This is a genomic window from Nonomuraea sp. GTA35 (assembly GCF_041950525.1).
Lineage (GTDB): Bacteria > Actinomycetota > Actinomycetes > Streptosporangiales > Streptosporangiaceae > Nonomuraea.
In genome coordinates, this window is sequence record NZ_JBGNUV010000001.1 from 861,312 (window position 1) to 881,108 (window position 19,797).

The 19,797-nt window shown below is 73.5% G+C and carries 22 protein-coding genes; 8 read left to right on the top strand and 14 right to left on the bottom strand.

What is annotated here, in order from left to right:
• Positions 1-160 precede the first annotated feature (160 nt).
• The 3 genes from ACBJ32_RS03825 to ACBJ32_RS03835 are packed head-to-tail and all read right to left on the bottom strand — an operon-like array spanning position 161 to position 3,349.
• Positions 161-1,045 (bottom strand): carbohydrate ABC transporter permease, encoded by an 885-nt coding sequence (locus tag ACBJ32_RS03825; RefSeq protein ID WP_375125432.1) that lies wholly within the window; start codon positions 1,043-1,045, stop codon positions 161-163.
• Positions 1,042-1,968 carry a sugar ABC transporter permease gene (locus tag ACBJ32_RS03830; RefSeq protein WP_357878737.1) on the bottom strand — a complete coding sequence of 309 codons (927 nt, stop codon included), beginning with the start codon at positions 1,966-1,968 and terminating at the stop codon, positions 1,042-1,044. Before ACBJ32_RS03830 ends, ACBJ32_RS03825 begins: the two co-directional genes overlap by 4 nt.
• A gap of 25 nt (positions 1,969-1,993) precedes the next feature.
• A complete protein-coding gene (locus tag ACBJ32_RS03835) occupies positions 1,994-3,349 on the bottom strand; it encodes an ABC transporter substrate-binding protein (protein ID WP_375125433.1) in 1,356 nt (451 codons plus the stop codon).
• A 131-nt stretch (positions 3,350-3,480) separates the two neighbouring features.
• On the opposite strand from ACBJ32_RS03835, the gene ACBJ32_RS03840 reads away from it, so the two are divergent.
• Positions 3,481-5,031 (top strand): glycoside hydrolase family 43 protein, encoded by a 1,551-nt coding sequence (locus ACBJ32_RS03840; protein ID WP_375125434.1) that lies wholly within the window; start codon positions 3,481-3,483, stop codon positions 5,029-5,031.
• On the opposite strand, the gene ACBJ32_RS03845 is transcribed toward ACBJ32_RS03840, so the two are convergent.
• On the bottom strand, positions 5,028-6,047 hold the full coding sequence (locus ACBJ32_RS03845; RefSeq protein WP_375125435.1) for a LacI family DNA-binding transcriptional regulator: 1,020 nt from the start codon (positions 6,045-6,047) through the stop codon (positions 5,028-5,030). The genes ACBJ32_RS03840 and ACBJ32_RS03845 overlap by 4 nt on opposite strands.
• Positions 6,048-6,215: 168 nt before the next feature.
• Here ACBJ32_RS03845 and ACBJ32_RS03850 point away from each other — a divergent pair, with 168 nt between their 5' ends.
• Complete coding sequence (locus tag ACBJ32_RS03850; RefSeq protein ID WP_375125436.1) at positions 6,216-7,088, top strand: helix-turn-helix transcriptional regulator; 873 nt, start codon at positions 6,216-6,218, stop codon at positions 7,086-7,088.
• Here ACBJ32_RS03850 and ACBJ32_RS03855 read toward each other — a convergent pair.
• Positions 7,075-7,710 carry a class I SAM-dependent methyltransferase gene (locus ACBJ32_RS03855; protein WP_375125437.1) on the bottom strand — a complete coding sequence of 212 codons (636 nt, stop codon included), beginning with the start codon at positions 7,708-7,710 and terminating at the stop codon, positions 7,075-7,077. The genes ACBJ32_RS03850 and ACBJ32_RS03855 overlap by 14 nt on opposite strands.
• 118 nt (positions 7,711-7,828) lie before the next feature.
• On the bottom strand, positions 7,829-8,659 hold the full coding sequence (locus ACBJ32_RS03860) for a maleylpyruvate isomerase family mycothiol-dependent enzyme (protein ID WP_375125438.1): 831 nt from the start codon (positions 8,657-8,659) through the stop codon (positions 7,829-7,831).
• Between the two features lie 136 nt (positions 8,660-8,795).
• Here ACBJ32_RS03860 and ACBJ32_RS03865 point away from each other — a divergent pair, with 136 nt between their 5' ends.
• Positions 8,796-9,557: a TSUP family transporter gene (locus ACBJ32_RS03865; protein ID WP_375125439.1), complete on the top strand. Its 762-nt coding sequence runs from the start codon at positions 8,796-8,798 to the stop codon at positions 9,555-9,557.
• A 58-nt stretch (positions 9,558-9,615) separates the two neighbouring features.
• Here the strand turns inward: ACBJ32_RS03865 and ACBJ32_RS03870 are convergent, their stop codons facing one another.
• Both ACBJ32_RS03870 and ACBJ32_RS03875 read right to left on the bottom strand, forming a co-directional pair.
• Positions 9,616-10,758, bottom strand: a complete 1,143-nt coding sequence (locus ACBJ32_RS03870) for an MFS transporter (RefSeq protein WP_375125440.1) — start codon at positions 10,756-10,758, stop codon at positions 9,616-9,618.
• A complete protein-coding gene (locus ACBJ32_RS03875; protein WP_375125441.1) occupies positions 10,755-11,507 on the bottom strand; it encodes a DeoR/GlpR family DNA-binding transcription regulator in 753 nt (250 codons plus the stop codon). Before ACBJ32_RS03875 ends, ACBJ32_RS03870 begins: the two co-directional genes overlap by 4 nt.
• Before the next feature lie 43 nt (positions 11,508-11,550).
• On the opposite strand from ACBJ32_RS03875, the gene ACBJ32_RS03880 reads away from it, so the two are divergent.
• The 3 genes from ACBJ32_RS03880 (at position 11,551) to ACBJ32_RS03890 (ending at position 13,499) form a co-directional block, all read left to right on the top strand.
• Complete coding sequence (locus tag ACBJ32_RS03880; protein ID WP_375125442.1) at positions 11,551-12,519, top strand: helix-turn-helix transcriptional regulator; 969 nt, start codon at positions 11,551-11,553, stop codon at positions 12,517-12,519.
• A gap of 65 nt (positions 12,520-12,584) precedes the next feature.
• Positions 12,585-13,199 (top strand): LysE family translocator, encoded by a 615-nt coding sequence (locus tag ACBJ32_RS03885; RefSeq protein ID WP_375125443.1) that lies wholly within the window; start codon positions 12,585-12,587, stop codon positions 13,197-13,199.
• Positions 13,200-13,286: 87 nt separating this feature from the next.
• Positions 13,287-13,499, top strand: a complete 213-nt coding sequence (locus ACBJ32_RS03890; protein ID WP_080040151.1) for a hypothetical protein — start codon at positions 13,287-13,289, stop codon at positions 13,497-13,499.
• Here the strand turns inward: ACBJ32_RS03890 and ACBJ32_RS03895 are convergent.
• Positions 13,496-13,915, bottom strand: a complete 420-nt coding sequence (locus tag ACBJ32_RS03895) for an SRPBCC domain-containing protein (RefSeq protein WP_357878703.1) — start codon at positions 13,913-13,915, stop codon at positions 13,496-13,498. The genes ACBJ32_RS03890 and ACBJ32_RS03895 overlap by 4 nt on opposite strands.
• Complete coding sequence (locus tag ACBJ32_RS03900; RefSeq protein WP_148432532.1) at positions 13,912-14,247, bottom strand: helix-turn-helix transcriptional regulator; 336 nt, start codon at positions 14,245-14,247, stop codon at positions 13,912-13,914. Before ACBJ32_RS03900 ends, ACBJ32_RS03895 begins: the two co-directional genes overlap by 4 nt.
• Before the next feature lie 61 nt (positions 14,248-14,308).
• Between ACBJ32_RS03900 and ACBJ32_RS03905 the strand changes: the two genes are divergently transcribed.
• Positions 14,309-14,650: a VOC family protein gene (locus ACBJ32_RS03905; RefSeq protein ID WP_375125444.1), complete on the top strand. Its 342-nt coding sequence runs from the start codon at positions 14,309-14,311 to the stop codon at positions 14,648-14,650.
• 34 nt (positions 14,651-14,684) lie between these two features.
• On the opposite strand, the gene ACBJ32_RS03910 is transcribed toward ACBJ32_RS03905, so the two are convergent.
• Positions 14,685-15,569 carry a hypothetical protein gene (locus ACBJ32_RS03910; protein ID WP_375125445.1) on the bottom strand — a complete coding sequence of 295 codons (885 nt, stop codon included), beginning with the start codon at positions 15,567-15,569 and terminating at the stop codon, positions 14,685-14,687.
• 118 nt (positions 15,570-15,687) lie between these two features.
• Here ACBJ32_RS03910 and ACBJ32_RS03915 point away from each other — a divergent pair, with 118 nt between their 5' ends.
• Positions 15,688-16,191: a CGNR zinc finger domain-containing protein gene (locus ACBJ32_RS03915; protein ID WP_375125446.1), complete on the top strand. Its 504-nt coding sequence runs from the start codon at positions 15,688-15,690 to the stop codon at positions 16,189-16,191.
• Positions 16,192-16,212: 21 nt separating this feature from the next.
• Here ACBJ32_RS03915 and ACBJ32_RS03920 read toward each other — a convergent pair whose 3' ends face one another.
• From ACBJ32_RS03920 to ACBJ32_RS03930, 3 genes are all read right to left on the bottom strand, one after another.
• Complete coding sequence (locus tag ACBJ32_RS03920; RefSeq protein ID WP_375125447.1) at positions 16,213-17,172, bottom strand: hypothetical protein; 960 nt, start codon at positions 17,170-17,172, stop codon at positions 16,213-16,215.
• A gap of 14 nt (positions 17,173-17,186) precedes the next feature.
• Positions 17,187-18,347, bottom strand: coding sequence for an ROK family protein (locus ACBJ32_RS03925; protein ID WP_375125448.1), 1,161 nt, complete (start codon positions 18,345-18,347; stop codon positions 17,187-17,189).
• Positions 18,348-18,588: 241 nt separating this feature from the next.
• On the bottom strand, positions 18,589-19,779 hold the full coding sequence (locus ACBJ32_RS03930) for an aminotransferase class I/II-fold pyridoxal phosphate-dependent enzyme (protein ID WP_375125449.1): 1,191 nt from the start codon (positions 19,777-19,779) through the stop codon (positions 18,589-18,591).
• Positions 19,780-19,797: the final 18 nt, after the last annotated feature.

The window sequence follows — 19,797 nt, forward strand, 5'->3', positions numbered from 1 at the left end:
TCCATCCGGAGGCGCGGGACGAGGAGATCGAGACCTCGCCGCCGGGGAGCGGGTGACCGTGAACCGCGCGGGCTGATCGGTCACGGTGACGGTGGTCTCGCCGTCAGGGCCCGGGTGGACGCGCAGGGTCAGCCCGTCGAGGTGGTCGTAGTCCGGCCGCTCATCCCTTCAGCCCGCCGGCCAGCAGGTCGGCGCGCCAGAACCGCTGCAGCACCAGGACGAGCGCGATCAGCGGGATGACGGACACGGCCGAGCCCATGATCACCAGCGGGTAGAGGTCGCTGTCGCCCGCGCCCTTGGACAGGAACGTGTACAGCCCCAGGGTGATCGGGTACTTCTCCTGGTCGGAGAGCATGATGAAGGGCAGCAGGAAGTTGTTCCAGATGCCGACGAACTGCAGCAGGAACACCGTGACGAGCCCCTGCACCATCATGGGCAGCACGATGGTGCAGAAGATGCGCAGCTCGCCCGCCCCGTCCAGGCGGGCCGCCTCCAGGGTGCTCTCCGGCACCGCGGCGTTGGCGAACACCCGGCACAGGAAGATGCCGAACGGGTTGATGATCACCGGGAGCAGCACCGACCAGTGGGTCCCCGCCAGGCCGACGCCCGCCAGCAGCAGGTACTGCGGGACGGCCAGCACGATGCCGGGCACGAGCACCCCGGCCAGGATCACCGAGAACAGCGCCTCGCGCCCGCGGAAGCGGAACTTGGCCAGGGCATATCCGGCCATGGCCGACACCAGCGTGGACAGGACCGCGCCGAGGCCGGCGTACAGCAGCGAGTTGAGCCCCCACCGCCAGAACTGGCCGTCGCCGTAGGAGCTCAGGTTCGCCAGGTTGTCCAGCAGGCCGCTGCCGGGCGCGAAGGAGAAGGTGGTGAACAGCTCGCGCGGCGACTTGGAGGCGGCGATGACCACCCAGACCACCGGGGTCAGGCAGTACAGCGCGCCGAGCAGCAGCACCACGAGCGGCAGCCGCGGCCGGCGCCCGGGGCGGGGACGGCGGCGGCGGAACTGGCGGTCTCCGGTGGAGGTGATGGCCGTCATGCGTTGTCCCCGAACGTGCGGCGCTGGAAGAAGCGCAGCAGCAGGAGCGACAGGACGAGGATGCCCGCCGCGAGCACGACGGAGGCGGCCGCGGCCCCGCCGAGGTTGTCGTTCACGAATGCCTCTTGGTAGATCTTCATCAGCGGCACCCAGGTGGAGCTGATGGTGGTCGTCATCGGCCGCAACGTGGCCGGTTCGCTGTAGAGCTGCAGGGTGCCGATCACCGAGAACAGGCCGGTGAGCACGAGCGCGGGCGCCACCAGCGGGATCTTGATGCGCCAGGCGATCTGCAGCTCGCCCGCCCCGTCGATGCGGGCCGCCTCGTAGATGGAGGTGGGGATGGCGCGCAGCGACGTGAAGATGATGATCATGTTGAAGCCGACGCCGGACCACAGCGCGATGTTGGCCAGCGAGAAGTACAGGGCGGGAAAGCCGAAGAAGTCCAGCGGGCCGGCGTCGAGCTGCCTGGCGAGGTAGGAGACGGGGCTGGTGCTGGGCAGGTACAGGAACCCCCACAGCAGGCTGGCGATCACGCCCGGCACCGCGTACGGCAGGAAGATCGCTGTACGGGAGAAGCCGCGCGCCCGCACCCTCGGGGTGTCGAGCAGCAGCGCGAACAGCAGGGCCAGGCCGAGCACGCTGGGGATGGCGATCACCCCGTACAGCAGCACCCGGCCGAGCCCGGCCACGAACTCGGGGTCCGTGAGCGCGGCGAGGTAGTTCTCGAAGCCGACGAACGCCTGCGTCCGCCGCCCGAACGCGCCGCCGCCCTCGACGCGGAAGCCGCGGAAGCTCAGGTAGACGGCGTAGCCGATCGGGACGACCAGGAACAGGACGAAGAAGACGATCGCGGGTGTGGCGAACAACCACGGGGTGGCGACGGCGCGCAGGCGCGGGCGCCGGCCGGCGGAGGTGGCGGGCATGAGACGTCCAGAGTGGGATCGAGCGCTACTTGGTGACGGTGTAGCCGGACTTCTGCAGGTCCGCGACGACGGCCTGCTGCGTGGCCTGGTACACCGCGCGGAAGGAGGTCTTGTCGAGCGCGGCCTTGTTGAGCGCGTCACCGAAGGCGGTCTGCGCCACGTTCACGTTCGGCCCCCACGTCACCGGGATCGTGGTGTTCTTGATCACCTGGTCGGTGACCTGGTAGAAGTCCTTCTGCTGCGGCATCAGCTTCGGCGGCTCGTGCGTCAGGGTCGCCTGCCTGCCGGCGTTGCCGCCGGGGAAGAGGTCCAGGCCGAGCAGCAGCTTGGAGCCCTCCTCGGAGGCGCCCAGCCAGGCGGCGAACGCCGCGGCCTCCTTGGCGTGCTGCGACTTGGCCGGCACCAGGTACGCGGAACCCCCCAGGAACGGCACGGCGGCCTGGCCCTTCGTCCACTGCGGCAGCGGCGCGGACTCCCACTTGCCGGCGGTGTCCGGCGCGACCGAGTAGATCACGCTCGGCGCCCACGCCGCGGCGGCCCAGCTCAGGATCTTGCCGTTGTTGACCTGGGCGTTCCACTCGGGGGTGAGCAGCGGCTCGACCTTGACCAGGTCCCGCTCCACCAGGTCCTGCCAGAAGTCGGCGGTCTTCAGCGAGGCCTCGCCGTCGATGCCGACCTTCCAGGCGTTGCCGTCGGTGCTCCACCACGCCGCGCCCGCCTGGGCGGCGTGCGCGGCGAAGAACTCGAGCTGGTTGGCGGCGAAGCTGGCGATGTAGGCCTCGGGGTCCTTCTCGCGGATCTGCTCGGCGGCCTCGGCGTACTCGTCCCAGGTGGTCGGGACCTTGACGCCGTACTTGTCGAACAGGTCCTTGCGGTAGGTGAGGACCATCGGGCCGATGTCCTGGGGCACGCCGTAGACCTGGTTGCCGAAGGTGGTCTGGGCCCAGATGTTGGGCTCGACGTTCGCCTTGACGCCCGCCACGTCGGCGGTGATGTCCTTGACGGCTCCGGCCACCACCAGGGCGGGCAGCCCGCGGTACTCGATCTGCACCACGTCAGGGGTGTCGCCGGCCTGGTCGGCGGCCAGCAGCTTGGAGGCGGTCTCCGTGGTGCCGCCGACCTCCGACAGCTTGACGGTGACGTTCGGGTTCAGCTGGTGGTACTTGTCGGCGATCGCCTTGGCCGCCGGGTCGCTGCCCTTCAGGCTCCAGGTCCAGAACTCCAGCGTGACCGGCCCGCTCGCGCTCGCGGTCTCCGAAGGGCTGTCGCCGGCGGAGCAGGCGGCCAGCGACGCCGTCAGGGCGATCGCCAGGGCGGCGCCCAGCAGCGTGCGGCGGCGGTGTCCCCCCGCTCGGGGCGAGGTGGGGGTCGGTGCAGTCATGGACGGGCTCCTCGGCAAGGTGGTGCGTTCCGCGGCGGGATGCCGGGTTCGTGCGTTGGGATCTAACCTGATGTTAACGTTGTCATGCTGTCAAGCCCCTTCTTGTAACAAGCCCCTCGGAGCCCACCCCCGTGCGCACCTTCCGCAACCCCGTCCTGCCCGGCTGCCATCCGGACCCGTCGATCTGCCGGGTCGGGGCGGACTTCTACCTGGTCACCTCGTCGTTCGCGTATTACCCCGGCCTGCCTCTGTTCCACAGCCGTGACCTGGTGCGCTGGCGGCAGCTCACGCACGTGCTGAACCGGCCGGGGCAGCTCCCGCTGCACGGGCTGGACGTCTCCGACGGAGTGTGGGCGCCGACCATCCGCCACCACGGCGGAACGTTCTACGTGGTCTCCACGCTGGCGGTGAACCGGCGGGGGAGCCTCACCTTCGTCGTCACCGCCACCGACCCCGCCGGGCCGTGGTCGGACCCCGTACCGCTGGAGGCCGAGGGCATCGACCCGTCGCTGTTCTTCGACGACGACGGCCGCTGCTGGTTCACCGCCTGCCGCGACGCCGCGGGCGACGGCGGCCCCGGCGAGTTGTGGATGCGCGAGCTCGACCTGGACCGGCTCCGGCTCGTCGGCCCCACCCACGTGCTCTGGCACGGCGCCGTACGCGGGGCCTGGGTGGAGGCGCCGCACCTGTACAAGCGCGACGGCGTCTACCACCTGATCGCCGCCGAGGGCGGCACCGAACGCAACCACAGCGTCACCGCCGCCCGGTCGAGCGCCGTCACCGGCCCCTACGTCACCGACCCGCGCAGCCCGCTGCTGACCCACCGGCACCGCGGCCCGGACGAGCCCATCCACAACGTCGGCCACGTCGACCTGGTGGACACCCCCGGCGGCGAGACCTGGGCGGTGACCCTCGGCGTACGCCCCATCGAGGGCACCCACACGCTGGGCCGCGAGGTCTTCCTCGTGCCCGTCGACTGGACCGCCCACGGGCCGGTCTTCGCCCCGGAGACGGGCGGCGTCCGGCTCACGGAACGCCTCCCGCGCCTCCCCTCCGCCCCCGCCCAGCGGGAGGAGCCCGCCCCGGCGGGCCGCACGCGCTTCGACGAGCCGCGGCTCGGCCTGGAGTGGAACAGCCTGCGCGGACCCGTCACCGACCTCGTCGAACCCACCGCGGACGGCCTGGAGATCAGGGTGGCGCCCGAGCCGCTCAGCTCCACCGGCGTCCCCGCCTTCATCGGACGGCGCCAGCAACACGTCCGCTTCCAGGCCCGGACCCGGATCGGCTTCGCGGCGGCGCATCCGTCCGAGGAGGCCGGTCTGGCCGTCTTCCAGAGCCAGGACCACCACGCCACGCTCGCCCTCACCGTGGACGGGGCAGGAACGCCGCAGGCGGTGCTGACCGTCAGGGAGGCGGGCACGAGCACCCGGCTGGCCGCCGCCCCGCTACCGCCGGGGCAGGCGCTGCTGGCCGTCGAGGCGGACGAGGCCGGCTACACCTTCCGCGCCCGGCACCCGGACGCCGGGGGCTGGACCGACCTGGCCACCGTCGAGCGGTCCTTCTTCAGCACCGAGCGCGCGGGCGGGTTCGTCGGGGTCCACCTCGGCCTCTACGCCACCGGCAACGGCCGGCCCGGCACCGGCCGCGCGATCGTGCGCTGGTTCGACTACCAGCCGGGCTAGGCCGGCGACCGGGGCGGCGCGGTGCTGCGCCGGACGATCAGCTCGGGCGCGATCCGCTCGGAGGAGGCCGGCTCGCCCTGCATCATCCGCAGCAACTGCTCGATCGAGCGCGCCCCCAGCGCGACGAAGTCCTGCCGCACCGTGGTGAGCGCGGGCACCAGGTACGCCGCCCCGGCGATGTCGTCGAACCCGACGAGCGAGACGTCGCCGGGCACCTTCACCCCCAGCTCGGCGAAGGCCGCCAGCACGCCCATGGCCATCTGATCGTTCCCGGCGAAGATCGCGGTCGGGCGCTCGTGGCCCTCGCGGGTGACCAGGTAGTGCGCGAGCCGATAGCCGCTGTTGCCGGTGAAGTCGCCCTCGAGCAGCTCGCCGCGCGCCTCGGGCGTGTCCTTCAGCCCGGCCCGCCAGCCCTCCACCCGGGCCCGTGCGTCGAACGTCCGCAGGGAGCCGGTCAGGTGGGCGATGTGCCGATGACCCAGCTCCGCCAGGTGCCGCACGGCCAGCCGCGCGCCGAGCTCCTGGTCCAGCTCGACGAAGCCGAGGTCCGGGTTGGGCACGTTGCCCGACATGATCACGGTCATCGGCACGCCGGTGACGATGCCGGTCAGGGCGTCCACGACCATGGGCCGGTCGGCGATGACGGCGATGGCCTCGACCGCCTGGTCGGTCAGCCGCTGCAGCGTCTCGGTCAGGTCCACGGTGCTGCCGCCCTGCCAGCTGGCCAGGTTCACCCAGTAGCCGGCCCGCTGCGCCGCGGTCTGCACGCCGCGCAGGATGCGGGGCAGCTCGTACAGCTCGGTGCCGGCGAGCACCAGGCCGATCGTCGAGGACCGGCGGCTCTTGAGCGCGCGGGCGACGCTGTTGCGGCGGTAGCCGAGCTTCTCGATGGCGGCCTCGACGCGGGCCCGGGTCTCCGGCCGCACGGAGGGGTGGTTGTTGAGCACGCGGGACACGGTGACGTGCGACACGCCCGCTTCGCGTGCCACATCCACCATGCCTGGTGCCCGGTTCATGTCCTCCGCTGCCTCTTCTCCCGGGACATACCCGTTCGCCGGCCCGCGCCATGCGGCGAATGGATCATATCTCGCGTCGCGCGGGCGCCCGCCGCGTGCCGCAGAGGGGGATCGGCGATCCCTGGCTCGGCCCTCGGAGCACCGGCCTGGGGCGAACATAATGGGCGTATGGATCGTGCAGCCCTGGCGGACTTCCTGCGCCGCCGCCGTGAGGCGCTGCAGCCCGAGGACGTCGGGCTGCCCGCGGGCGCGCGCCGGCGGGCCACGGGCCTGCGGCGCGAGGAGGTGGCGTCGCTCGCGGTGATGTCGGCCGACTACTACACCCGCCTGGAGCAGCAGCGCGGCCCGCAGCCGAGCGTGCAGATGCTGGCCTCGCTCGCCCGGGCGCTGCGGCTGACGAGCGACGAGCGCGACTACCTGTTCCAGATCGCCGGGCACAACGCCCCGGCCTCGGTGACGGACGCCACGCACGTCGCCCCCGCCCTGCTGCGCGTGCTGGACCGGCTCGACGACACCCCGGCGCTCATCCTGTCCGACCTGGGCGAGACGCTCGTGCAGAACCGGATGGCCGAGGCCCTGTTCGGCGACAGGTCCGGGCACACCGGGCACGCCCGCACCGAGATCTACCGCTGGTTCACCGACCCGGCGGAGCGGCTGCGCTACCCGGAGGCCGACCGCGACCGGCAGAGCCGCGCCCTGGTCGCGAACCTGCGCGCCGCCCACGGGACGAGGGGCCCGCAGTCGCGGGCGGGCGAGCTCGTACGGGCGCTGCGCAAGGCGAGCGCGGAGTTCGCCGAGCTGTGGGACCGGCACGAGGTGGCCAAGCGCTTCGAGGACCACAAGATCCTCGTCCACCCCGAGCTCGGCGAGATCGAGCTGGACTGCCAGGTGCTGTTCACCGAGGACCAGTCGCAGGCGCTGCTCGTGCTCACCGCCCCGCCGCGGACCGAGGGCTATGAGAAGCTGCGGCTGCTCGCGGTGCTGGGGCAGCAGCGCTTCACGGAACGGCAGGGCGGGACGGCCGGCGTCATGAGCCGGTGACGTCCCGACCGGCCAGGGACGCCCGGGGCCGGCGGGCCACGTGGACGACCGCCGGCGGCAGGTTGCGCCAGACCGTCGTGCTCGTCACGACCTCCTCGAACGCCGCCCGCAGGCCACCGGCCAGCCGCCTGGCCGGGGCGGCCCAGCGCGTCCAGGTGTAGGCGAACTGCGTGTAGACCCCGGCGGGCGACAGGGCCCGGGCCACCGACTCGATCAGCGGGGGCCGCCCGGCGTAGGCGATCCACGGCAGGCCGCTGACCACCACGTCCACCGGCCCGGCGCCGAGCCCGGCGAGCAGCCGCGGCAGGTGAACGGCGTCGTCGCACACCACCTCCACCGAGGGGAACGCGCGGGCGATCTCGGTGGCGAACCTGTCGTTGAGCTCGATCACGACGTGCCTGCCCCGGCCGCGCAGCCGCCGCTGGATGGCGGAGGTGAAGGCGCCGGTCCCCGCGCCGAGCTCCACCACCAGCGGCTCACCGCGCTCCGGGATGCCCACCACCATCTGCGCCGCCAGCCGCGGCGAGCTCGGCAGCACGGCGGCCGTGCGCAGGGGCGACCTGATGAACTCCCGCAGGAACCGGCCACCGCCGGTGGCGTGGCGCCGCTGGTCGGTCGTCAAAGTGCTGCTCCCCGGTCCGCTCCGCTGCCGCGCTCAGATTCTCGCGCGGGGGCGATGGCGGGCGGATGGCCGGGAGGTGAATCATCGGGACGCGCTGGACGGCTCCGCGCGCCGGTGTTCAGGCGACGACGGCCAGCAGGGTCGTCATGGCGGCGGTGAGCTCCGGGTCGCCGCTCGCCTCGGCCCGCGCCCGGGCCTGCTCGACGCCGATGCCCCTGGTCGCGAGCCGCCAGAACGTGTCCTGGTCCATCGAGACGCGGGCGGCGGGCTGGTCGCCGGGTGCGGCCATCCGCCATCGGCCCGCACGCCACGCCGCGCTCCACCGCCCGCCGGCCGGCCCGAGCACCTCCAGGACCGCGACCGTCCCCTCCGGGCGGTCGTGGGCCCGCAGCGTGAACGGCAGCGCCTGCGCGAAGACGCCCAGCACCGGCGCCAGGAGCCCGGGCTCCGTCGCCCCCGGCCGGGAGACCGCGTCGCGCACCTGCTGCTGGTGGACCCAGAACTCGGTGTACTCGCGGCCGACGTCGAGCCAGCCGGGGCTGCCGACGTCGGTGGCCGCCCAGGACACGTTCAGCCCGGCGGGTGCCTCCAGGTCGTGCGCCGCCCACACCGCGTCGAGCTGCGGCCCCAGGTGCTCCAGCAGCTCGATCATCAGCCGCGGGCTGAGCTGGCGGCCCGCCCTGACGAACTCGTCGTTGGTGCGGGCGAGGTAGGCGGGCAGCGTCTCGTCATCGGCGAAGACCGCGCCGGAATGCCCGTCACGGGCGCCGGACAGGCGCCGCATGTAGTCGTTGAGCACGTGCGCGACGACGTCGTGCACGTCCCAGCCGGGGCAGACCGTCGCCCTGGCCCAGTCGGCCGGCTCCAGGCCGCGCAGCAGGTCGAGCATGGCCTCCCGCTCGCGCGGGAACAGGGGGCGGACATCGATGGCCGGGCCGAAGATCGACATGCCCTCGACCCTATCGAAGCCCCCGTGTCCTGGTGAAACGAATATCTGGCAGCCGAGGACAGGGCGCGGCAAAGCAACTAAAGCCCGACTTATACACTCATGACGGTTTTATCGGGGGAAGTCGGGGGAGTGGCGCGTGCCGCTGGATCAGATCGCGGTGTTGCTGGTCGCAGCGGCCGGAGCGGGATGGGTGGACGCCGTCGTGGGCGGCGGCGGCCTGCTGCAACTGCCCGCCCTCCTCGTGGCCGGCATCCCGACGGTCGAGGCGATGGCCACCAACAAGTTCTCGTCGGTGTTCGGCACCACCTCCGCCGCCGTCGCCTACGCCCGCTCCACCAAGGTCGACCGGCAGGTGGCGATCCCCGGCGCGGCGCTGGCCGTGCTCTGCGCCGGGCTGGGCGCGTGGGCGGCGGCGTCGATCTCGGCCGAGGTGCTGCGGCCCGCCGTCATGGTCGTGCTGCTCGCCGTGGCCGCGTTCGTGACGCTGCGGCCGTCGATGGGCGCGCTGCCCGTGCCGCACCTGCGCACCGGGCCCCGCGTGTTCGCCGCGGTGGCGGCGGCGGGCGTGGTGATCGCCTTCTACGACGGCATCATGGGGCCGGGCACCGGGACGTTCCTCATCATCGCCTTCACCACCATCCTCGGGCTCGACTTCGTCTCCGCCTCCGCCTCCGCGAAGATCATCAACATCGGGACGAACGTCGGCGCGCTCCTCGTGTTCGGCGTGCAGGGGCACGTGAACTGGGCGCTCGGCCTCGGCATGGCGGTGTGCAACGTGGCCGGCGCCCAGCTCGGCGCGCGGATGGCGCTCAAGCGGGGCGCCGGCTTCGTCCGGATCGTGCTGCTGGTCGTGGTGGTGGCGATGGTGATCAGGCTCGGCTGGCAGCACTTCGGCTGACCGGCCGGCTGCCCGTACGCGCAGTGCCGTCAACGGCGAGTGCGGCGAACGCGGCCCGCTAAGCGGCCGGCTCCTCGGCCCGCACGCGCAGCGCCGTCGCGGCGAGCGCGACGAACGCGGCCAGCAGCGCCGGGATGGCCAGCGCCCGGGGCAGCCCTGTCAGCTCGGCGACGGCCCCGATGAACACCGGCCCCGACAACATCCCCAGGTAGCCGATCGAGGCCACCCGCGCCAGCGCCCGCCCGGAGAAGGCGGGATCCCGGTGCCCGGCCGCCGAGAACACCTGCGGCACGATGCACGACAGCCCCGCCCCGAAGCAGCCGAACCCGACCACCCCGGCCACCTGGTGCCCGCCCAGCAGCGCCAGCCCCAGCCCCGCCGCGGCCAGCAGCCCGCAGCAACGCACCAGCGCGACGGGCCCGAACCGCGCCGCCAGCCGGTCCCCGGCCAGCCGGCCCGCCGTCATCATCAGGGAGAAGGCCGCGTACCCGGCGGCGGCGATCCCCGGCGAGGCCGCCAGGTCCTCGCGCAGGTAGACCGAGCTCCAGTCGGCCGCGGCCCCCTCGCCCACCAGGCAGCAGAACGCCAGCACGCCCAGGAACACGATGCCCTGCGGCCGCCCGCCCCGGCCCCGCGCGGCGCTCTCCCCGGCGGGCGCCGAGCGCAGCGCCCAGCGCGCCGCCCACGCCGCCAGCACAGCGATCCCCGCCCCCACCGCCCAGAACGTGACCGCCGCCGACAGGTCGTGGTGCGCGAACAGCCCGCCCGCCGTCGCGCCGGCGAACCCGCCCACGCTGTAGACGGCGTGGAACGACGACATGATCGGCCGCCCGTGGGCCCGCTCCACCTCGACGGCGTTGGCGTTCATGGCCACGTCGAGTATCCCGTGCACGACCCCGAACACCAGCAGCGTCGCCGACAGCGTGAGCAGGTCCGGCGCGTACGCGGGCGGCACCAGCACCGCGCCCTGCGCCAGGGCCGCCGGGACCACGGCCCGGCTGCTGCCGTACCGGTCCACCAGGCGGCCCACGGCCGTCATGCCGACGACCGCCCCGGCCGCCACGGCCAGCAGCGCGAGGCTGAGCTGGCCGTCGCCGAGATCCAGCCGCTCCTTGATGGCGGGGATGCGGGCCGTCCACGTGCCGATGGCCGTGCCCGACAGGAAGAACAGCAGGTAGACGGCCACCCGCTCGCGTGTCACACGGCCTCCTTGACCGTCACCCCGGCCGCGGCCAGCGCGTCGCGCTCCTCCGGCGGGACGCCGGGATCGGTCACCACCACGTCGAGCCGGCCGATCGGGCACACCGCACCGAACGCCGTCCGCGCGAACTTGCCCGAGTCGCACACCGCGATCACCCGCCGCGCGGCGGCGATGGCCGCCCGCTTGACCGCCACCTCGGGCAGGTCGTGCGCGGTCAGGCCGTGCTCGGCGGACAGGCCGCAGCAGCCGATCACCGCCGTGTCGAAGCGCAGCGCCCGGATCGAGCTCTCGGTGAGCGGGCCCATCACGTTCAGCTCGCCCTTGCGCACCTCGCCGCCGGGCAGCACCAGGCGCACGCGCGGCGCGGCGGCCAGCAGCATCACCGGCTGCAGCGCCAGCGGCAGCACCGTCACCCGCCGGTCGGCCAGCGCGCGAGCCACCTCCAGCGCGGTCGTGCCGCCGTCCAGCACCACCGCCTCGCCGTCGGCGATCAACGCGGCCGTCTCCTCGCCGATGCGCCGCTTGGCCTCCACCGCCTCCCGCTCGCGCACCCCGAACGGCGGCTCCTCGCCGCGCAGCAGCAGCGACAGCGCGCCGCCCCTCACCCGCCGCACCACCCCCTGCTGGGCCAGCTCGTCCAGGTCGCGCCTGATCGTCATCTCGGACACGCCGTGCTCGGCGGCCAGCTCGGCCACGGACACGCTGTCGTGGGTACGCAAGGTGTTCATGATGGCTCGCACACGTTCCATGTGTTCATACAAACACGGCATATGTGCGCAATACAATGAAAATATGCGCGCAAGCCGCCTGCTCTCCCTGCTCCTGCTCCTCCAGACCCGCGGCCGCATGACCGCGCCCGAGCTGGCGGCCGAGCTGGAGGTGTCGGTACGCACCGTGTACCGCGACGTGGAGGCCCTGTCGGCGGCCGGCGTGCCCGTCTACGCCGATCGCGGACCGGCGGGCGGCTACCAGCTCCTCGACGGCTACCGCACCCGGCTCAACGGGCTGACGGCCGAGGAGGCGTCCTCGCTGTTCCTGGCCGGGCTGCCGGGGCCGGCCGCCGAGCTCGGGCTGGCCGAGGTGGCGGCCAACGCCGAGCTGAAGCTGCTGGCCGCGCTGCCGCCCGAGCCGCGCTCGCACGCCTCCCGGATGCGCGAGCGGTTCGTGCTGGACGTGCCGAGCTGGTACCGCTCGGGCGACGACGTGCCGCACCTGAGCGAGGTGGCCGAGGCGGTGTGGGACCAGCGGCCCCTGCACATGACCTACCGGCGCTGGGGACAGCAGGAGGTGGACCGCGTGATCCACCCCCTCGGGCTGGTGCTCAAGGGCGGCTCCTGGTACCTCGTCGCCGCGCCGCCGGACGGCACGCCGCGCACGTACCGGGTGGCGCGGATCCTGACGCTGGAGACCCTTCCGGGGCGGTTCGCCCGGCCCGAGGGCTTCGACCTGGGCGAGTTCTGGCACCGGTACGCCAAGGACTTCCGCGAGCGCATGTACACCGCCGAAGCCGTCATCAAGCTCGCACCCGGGCGCGGCGACCTGCTGGCGTACACGATGGGCCGCGACGTCGTCGAGGCCGCGCTGGCCGCCGCCGAGCCCGACCCCGAGGGCTGGCTCACGCTGACCGTGCCGGTCGAGTCGATCTCGCACGCGCGCTGGCTGCTGCTGCGCATGGGCGCCGACGTCGAGGTGCTGGAGCCGCCCGAGCTGCGCACCATGATGGCCGAGGCGGTCGCCGAGCTGGCCAAGCTCTACTCCTGAGATCAGGGAGGCCCCGTGGCCGAAAAACAGGGGAGATGTGGCCGCGGTTCTGTCAGCATCCCCGCATGTATCTTCTCGCTTTCATCGGGGCGTGCGTCCTGGTCGCCATGGTGCCCGGGGTCAGCACCGCGATCATCCTGCGCCAGACCCTGCGCGCCGGCCGGGGCTCGGGGCTGGCCGCCACGCTCGGCAACGAGACCGGCATCCTGCTGTGGGGGCTGGCCGCCGCGTTCGGACTGTCGGCCCTGCTGGTCGCCTCGCAGGTGGCCTACGACATCATGCGCGTGACCGGCGCGGTGCTGCTGGTCGTGATGGGCGCCCAGGCGCTGTGGCAGGCCCGCAAGGGCGCGCCGCCCGCGCCCGAGGGCGAGGTCGTGCCCGGCCGGCGCGGGCCGTACCTGGCCGGCGTGGGCACCTGCCTGGCCAACCCCAAGGCGGCGGTGTTCGCGATGTCGTTCCTGCCGCAGTTCGTCCCCGCCGGGCAGAACGTGCCGCTGACGCTCGTGACGCTGGCCGTCGTGTGGGTGATCGTCGATCTGATCTGGTACGGGCTGCTGATCTGGGCCGTCGACCGGGCCAGGGCATGGCTGGGCCGACCGGCCGTCAAGCGGCGGCTGGAGCAGATCTCCGGCGTGGTGCTCGTCGGGCTGGGCGTGCGGATGGTGGTGGAGTCGCGCTGATGGCAGGGTGAACGGGGCGCCGGTGAGCCGGTGGTGCTGCCGCACTCGACGGCGATCGGCGCGTCGCTGCTGGATTACCTTTGAGGCATGACGAACGACCTGGCGACCCTCATGAGACAGGCGCAGGACGACGATCCGCTGCTCGCACTGCACGCCACCACCGCGCTGCGCCGTGAGATCGAGCGCCTGGAGGCCGTCCAGGTGCGGCGGGCCCGGGTGGCCGGGCTGGCCTGGGCCCAGATCGCCGACGCCATCGGGGTGAGCAAGCAGGCGGTGCACAAGAAGTACGGCCGCCGCTAGCTCTTCCACCTGTCGGCGAACCAGCCCAGCACGATGTTCCACGAGTAGCCGCGCCGGATGCGCCCCGCCACGTCCGGCGGCAGCGTGTCCAGGCCGCGGTGCTCCAGCAGCACCTCGGTGCCGCCCTCGACGGGGCTGAAGGCGACCTCGATCTCCATCGCCCCGTCGTTGAGCAGGTCGGCCCAGACCAGGCGGCGCGGCGGCTCCCAGGCGAGGATCCTGCCGGTGTCGACGTGGCCGCCGTCGGACCACAGCTCGCGCAGGTAGCCGTCCTCGAACCGGATGCCGACCGCGCGGGCCGGGTCGACCCAGCTGTGGCGGCCCCGCACGTACCAGGCGTCGATCTCGTCGGTGAAGACGCGGAACGCGGTGGCCGGGTCGATCGGCACCGTGACGCTGGCTCGTACGGAGTTCACCGGGTGCGCTCCACGTGGTCCTTGAACGAGCCGAGCTGCTCGGCCCAGAACGCCTGCACCTGGTCCAGCCATGCCTGCAGCGCCGTGAACGGCTGCTGCCGCAGCGTGTAGAGGCGCAGCCGGGCGTCGGCCCCGCCGGCCTCGGCCTGCACGATCCCGCTGGCGCGCAGCACGCGCAGGTGCCTGCTGAGCGCCGGCGCGCTCATCTGGACGGCCTGCGCCAGCTCCCCGGCCGGGCGCGGGCCCTCACGCAGCAGATCGATCACCTTGCGCCTGGTCGGGTCGGCCAGGGCTGCCAGCGTGGCGTCGATTTCGTTAACGTTAGTGTTAATTGTTGCCTACTTCCGTTAGTATATTAACGCTGTAGGAAACTATTATCGCGGAGGCATGCGCATGGCTGTCGAGCTCGGTTACTACACCCTGTCCGTCCGGGACCTGGAGCGGGCGGCCGCCTTCTACGGGGGGTTGTTCGGCTGGGAGTTCAAGCGCGAGCACGAGACGTACCTGCACGTCACCGGCACCACCGTGCCGATGGGCTTCGTCGCGGGCGGCGCGTCGTCCCAGCCGAACCTGTACTACCACGTGGACGACATCGACCAGGCCGTCGAGCGGGTGCGCGAGCTCGGCGGCGCCACCGGCGAGATCCACGAGAGCAAGTCGGGGCGCGGCTGCTCGTGCACCGACGACCAGGGCACCGAGATCAGCCTCTGGCAGCCCGCCCCCGGCTTCGCCTGACACGGCCGGCCGCCTGCCCGGGCGCGCTCCCTGCTCAGTCGGGTACCTGGACGGTCGCGATGCCGAGTGTGCTGGTCATCGGCAGCAACCCGGCCTCGAAGACCGCCCCGAGGAACGGCGCGGCGAGCTGGGCCAGCCGCCCCGCCCGCTCCTCCCCGAGCCGCCGCCAGGGCTCGAAGGCCAGGTCGTCGGTCATCCGCTCGACCTGGTCGCGCAGCGCCCTGCCGCGTTCGGTGGCCTGCCCGCCGGCCTCCACCAGGCCACGGGCGGCCAGCCGCTCCCGCGCCTGCGCCCACTCCTGCTCGCTCCAGCCCCGCCCGGCGAAGTTCCCGGCCGGCGCGGCCCCGACCGCGGCGAACGACACCAGCGCCTCGCACCCGTCCAGCCCGGCCGCGGCCAGCGCCGCGAGATGGCCGTCGCCGCGGTGCTCGCGCAGCACGGTGGCCGCCTGCCACAGCACCAGGTGCGGCTCCTCCGGCCACGGCAGGTCCAGGTTGGCCGCCGCGAACGGCCGGCCCTCCACCCGCACGCTCTCGGCCGCCCGCCTGGCCAGCTCCGCCGCCTCGGCCACGCCCTGCCCGGTCAGGCGCTCGCCGTCGCCGAGCAGGTGGCGATAGGTCTCGTCCACCGCCTCCAGCCGCGCCCGCAGCACCTGCTCGGGCGAGGCCACCTCCCACACGGCCGGAACGTGCTCGGCGATCATCCGCGGGCTGAAGCTGTAGTAAAGGGCCGTGGCCAGCCGCGTCCCGGCCCGCCCCAGCGGGGCCGTGCGGTAGGCGAAATAGCTGGGCCAGCGGGACTCCACGTCATAGCCGAGTGCCGCCGCCCGCCCGAACCCCTGCGGCGAGAAGTACAGCACGGCGTGGATCGGCTCCAGTTGGTGCCACATGCGGCGGGCAAGCCTGGACGGTGCGCTCATGACGAACCTCTCACTGTCTAGATAAGCTGTGCCAGTGACGATAGAGGCTTGGCGCATCACTGGTCAATCACAGATAGACAGTTATGTCGGGAGGTGGGCGGAGCTCGCCGTCCTGCTGGTGAACGAGTTGCACGTCACCCGGGCCCGCGGCCGGCCCGTCACGCCGCCGGCCGACCGCCGCGCCGCCCTGGAGGAGGCGATCGCCCGCGAGGACTGGACCCCGGGCCAGGGCTGGACGCCCGACCGCGCCCTGACGGACGCGGACGCCGACCGCCTGGCGGAGGTGGCCGCCGAGCTGCACCCCGCCTTCGCCGGCGACGTCACCGCGCTCAACCAGGCCCTGGTACGCCACGCCGCCGTCCCCAACCTGCACGGCGATCCGCCGGTCCTCGCCTTCCACACCCCCGGCGCGGAGCCGGCGGACGCCTGGGCCGCCGACGCCGCCACGGCGCTGGCCATGGTGATCGGGGTGGGGCAGGGGCGGCGGCTGCGGTCCTGCGAGGCGGAGGGGTGCGAGCTGGTGTTCTTCGACGTCACCCGGAACGCCTCGCGGCGGTTCTGCGGCCTGCCGTGCCAGAACCGCGCCAAGGCCAGCGCCTACCGCGCCCGCCGCCGCGCGTGACCCTGACCCGTCCGAACTGCGTCACCCGGCCGGGATCCTGATCACGCGCAGCTCGTGGGCGCCGTCGGCGCGGGTCAGCTCGTAGTACAGCCACCACCGCCCCTCCAGCAGCAGCGCGTCCAGGTACCGGACCGAGCCGCCGCGATGCGGCGAGGTGACCCAGGGACGCTCGCCCGACAGCCGCCGCCAGCCGAACAGGTCGCCGGAGACCGCGACGCCGCAGCGCTCCTCGTAGTTCTCCGCGTGCGAGGCCGACCCGTCGTAGAAGCCCACGTACCCGCCGGGCACGGCCACCACGCTGTTGAGCCGCGCCTGGTAGCGGTCCCACCCCTGGCCCACCCCCAGGGCCTGCCCGTGCCAGGTGAACGACGCCCCGCCGTCCAGGCTGGTCGCCAGCCCCGTGGGATGCGTGGTCGCGCCGACGTTGTAGATGTCGGCGCTGGCGTGCGCCTCGCCGCCGAGACCGTCCAGCGCCTCGGCGTAGCTGGCGAACAGGTACGTCACCGGCCCGGCCAGCAGCACGTACGGGTCCTTGACCCCCTCGGTCCCGGTCGAGGCCGCCGTCAGCACCGGCCGCGCCGAGGCCACGTCGAGCTCCGACGGGTGCGCCGCCGGACTCAGCACGTCGATCCGCCAGCGGTTGTCGGCCGGGTCCACGTACGACAGGTAGAGCACGAACCCGCCCCCGTCCGCGGGTGCCAGGCAGAACCGTTCCATGGACGGCGTGCCCAGCTCGTCCTTGTGCACCGACCACACGTCGGTGAAGTCCACGCCGTCGTCGCTGACCGCCACCGCGCAGCGCCACCCGCGCTCGGCCCCGGCGCCCCGGGGACGCCGCCGCCGGTAGGTCAGCCAGAACCGCTCCCCGTCGTGCAGCACGCCGGGGCAGCCCACCCAGTAACCCTCCTCGTCCTTCTCCGGCGCGAGCACCACCGTGCCCGCCAGCGGGTCGAACGCGGGAAGCGGGGCATGTTCGATCATGTTGTCCTTACCTCTCAGACGTCGTAGAAGAGCCGGTCCAGGGCGACGGCGGCACTGCCCACCACGCCGGCGTCCGGGCCGAGCGTGGCCCGCCGCACCTGCACCGCGTCGCGCAGCACGGGGAACGCCCTGGCCCGCAGCGCCTGCCTGACCCGGTCGAACACCGGCTCGGGAGCCGTGCGGAACGCGCCGCCGAGCAGGATCAGCGCGGGATTGAGCAGGTTCACCGCGCTGGCCAGGCCGGTGGCGAGACGATCCACCACCTCGTCCAGCGCCGCGCCCGCCCGCTCGTCGCCCGCGCCGGCGGCGGACGCCAGGTCGGCGAGCGGGTCCGCGCTGTCGCGGCCCAACAGGGAGCGGGCCCGCTCGGCCAGGTACGGCTCGGCCGCCACGGTCTCCAGGCAGCCGGTCGCGCCGCACGCGCACGGCCTGCCCCGCTCCACCACCCTCAGGTGTCCCAGCTCCGTGACCCCGTGGGCGCCCGACCTGAACGGCTGCCCGCCGATCACCAGGCCCGCGCCGACGCCGGTGCGGACGTACACGTACAGGAGGGGATCCGCCCCGCCCGTGTCGCCGTAACGGGCCTCGGCCAGCGCCATCGCCCGTACGTTGTGATCGACCACCGCCGGGACGCCCAGCGCCCGCTCCAGCGGATCGCCGAACTCGACGTCGCGCCAGCCCAGGTTGACGGACAGCACGTTGCGGCGCTGGCCGGGATCCACGGGGCCGGGGGCGGCGACCCCGATCCCCAGCAGTCGGTCGCCCGCCTCCTCCGCCAGGGCGGCGGCGGCCTCGGCGATCCGCGCCACGACCCGCCCGGGCGGGTCGCCCGCCAGGTCGAAGCCGAACGAGCGGACGTTCCTGGCGCGGGCCTTCAGGTCGCACAGCCCGAGGCGCACCAGTCCCGCGCCGACCTGGACGCCGATGACCTGCCGGGCGTCGGCGCGGAGCCGGACCTCCGTCGAAGGGCGCCCGACGCGGGTGCCGGCGCCGTCCGTGGCGCCCTCGCGGACCAGGCCCTCGTCCAGGAGCTGGGCCACCACCTTGGTCATGGTCGTGGGGGACAGGGCCAGCCGCCTGGCCAGGTCGGCGCGGGGCTGCGGGCCGTGGTCGCGCAGGGTGCGCAGCACGAGGCGTCTGTGCAGCCTGCGGACGTCCTGCACCGGTGTGGGCATGTCGGCGCTCCTTAATAACTAACGGGTAGAAAATAATTGCAGGACGACACTCCCGTCAACGGGTCGAGGCCGGGCACAGCCCTGCGGGCGCGCAGGGCCGGTGCCCGTCTGCGGCGCGCGGGGCCGGTGCCGGTGCCGGGAAAGGTCCGCAAAGGCGCGGCCGGTGTCGGGTACGGAATTACGGCGCGCAGCCCGGCGGGGGCGCCGGGCGCGGGTTCGCGGACGGCCGGACGGCCGGTGGTCAGGGGCCGGCGAGCAGGCCCAGGCGTCCGGCCACGGTGGCCACCGCGCCGAGGATCCGATCGACCTGCCCGCCCGTGTGCGCCGCCGTGACGCTCAGCCTGATCAGCGCCTCGCCCTCGGGAACGGCCGGCGGCAGCATGACGTTCGCCAGGACCCCCTCCTCCAGCAGCCCGGCCCAGAACCGGCAGCACGTCAGCCGATCACCCACCCGCAGCGAGACCGTGGGCGTGCCGCCCGGCGCGATCGCGAACCCGAGCGCCACCAGCCCGGAACGCAGCCGCTCCGCCGTGGACATGACGGCCCGGCGGCGCTCCGGCTCCGTGCGGATGATGTCGAGGGCGGCCAGCGCCGCCGCCGTGCAGGCAGGCGGCAACGAGGCCGAGAACAGCGCGGAGCGCGCGCTGTGCCGCAGGTAGTGGACGACGTGGTACGGCCCCGCCACGGCTCCGCCGAGCGTGCCGAAGCACTTGGAGAACGTCACCGTCTGCACGTCCACGGCCGACTGCAGGCCATGGTGCTCGGCGGCCCCGCGCCCACCGGCGCCCAGCAGCCCGGCGTCGTGCGCGCTGTCGAGCACGACCCGCGCCCCGCGCCGCGCCGCCAGCTTGGCGATGCCGGGCAGGTCGCACAGATCACCGCCCACCGAGAACATGCCCTCCGTCAGCACGATGGCGCCCGCTTCGGGATCCGCGGCCTCCAGCATGCCGGCGAGCTGCGTCATGTCGTTGTGCCGGTAACGCCGCAGCGCGGCCTGGCCGAGCCGGGCGGCGTCGATGAGCGAGGCGTGGATGTGCCGGTCGGCGAACAGCACGTCGCGCGGCCCGAACAGCGCGCTCAGCGCGAGATTGGCCTGGTAGCCGGTGGAGACCACCATCGCCGCCTCGTGCCCGAGGAACGCGGCCAGCTCCCGCTCCAGGGTCTGGTGCAGGGCCAGCGTGCCGTTGAGCACCCGGGACCCCGAGTTGCCCGAGCCCAGCCGGCGCAGCGCCTCGGCCCCGGCCTCCTTCAGCCGGGGATCGTCCGCCAGCGCCAGGTAGTCGTTGGAGCCGGCCATCAGCACCCGCCGGCCGCCCACCACCACCTCACCGCCGCCCGGGCGCTCCTCCACCGGCAGGTAGTAGGGGTAGAGGCCGGTCGCGGCCAGCGCCTCCGCCTCCGGCAGCCGGCACTTGCTGAAGGGGTCCGTCACGGCGCGGCACTCACTTTC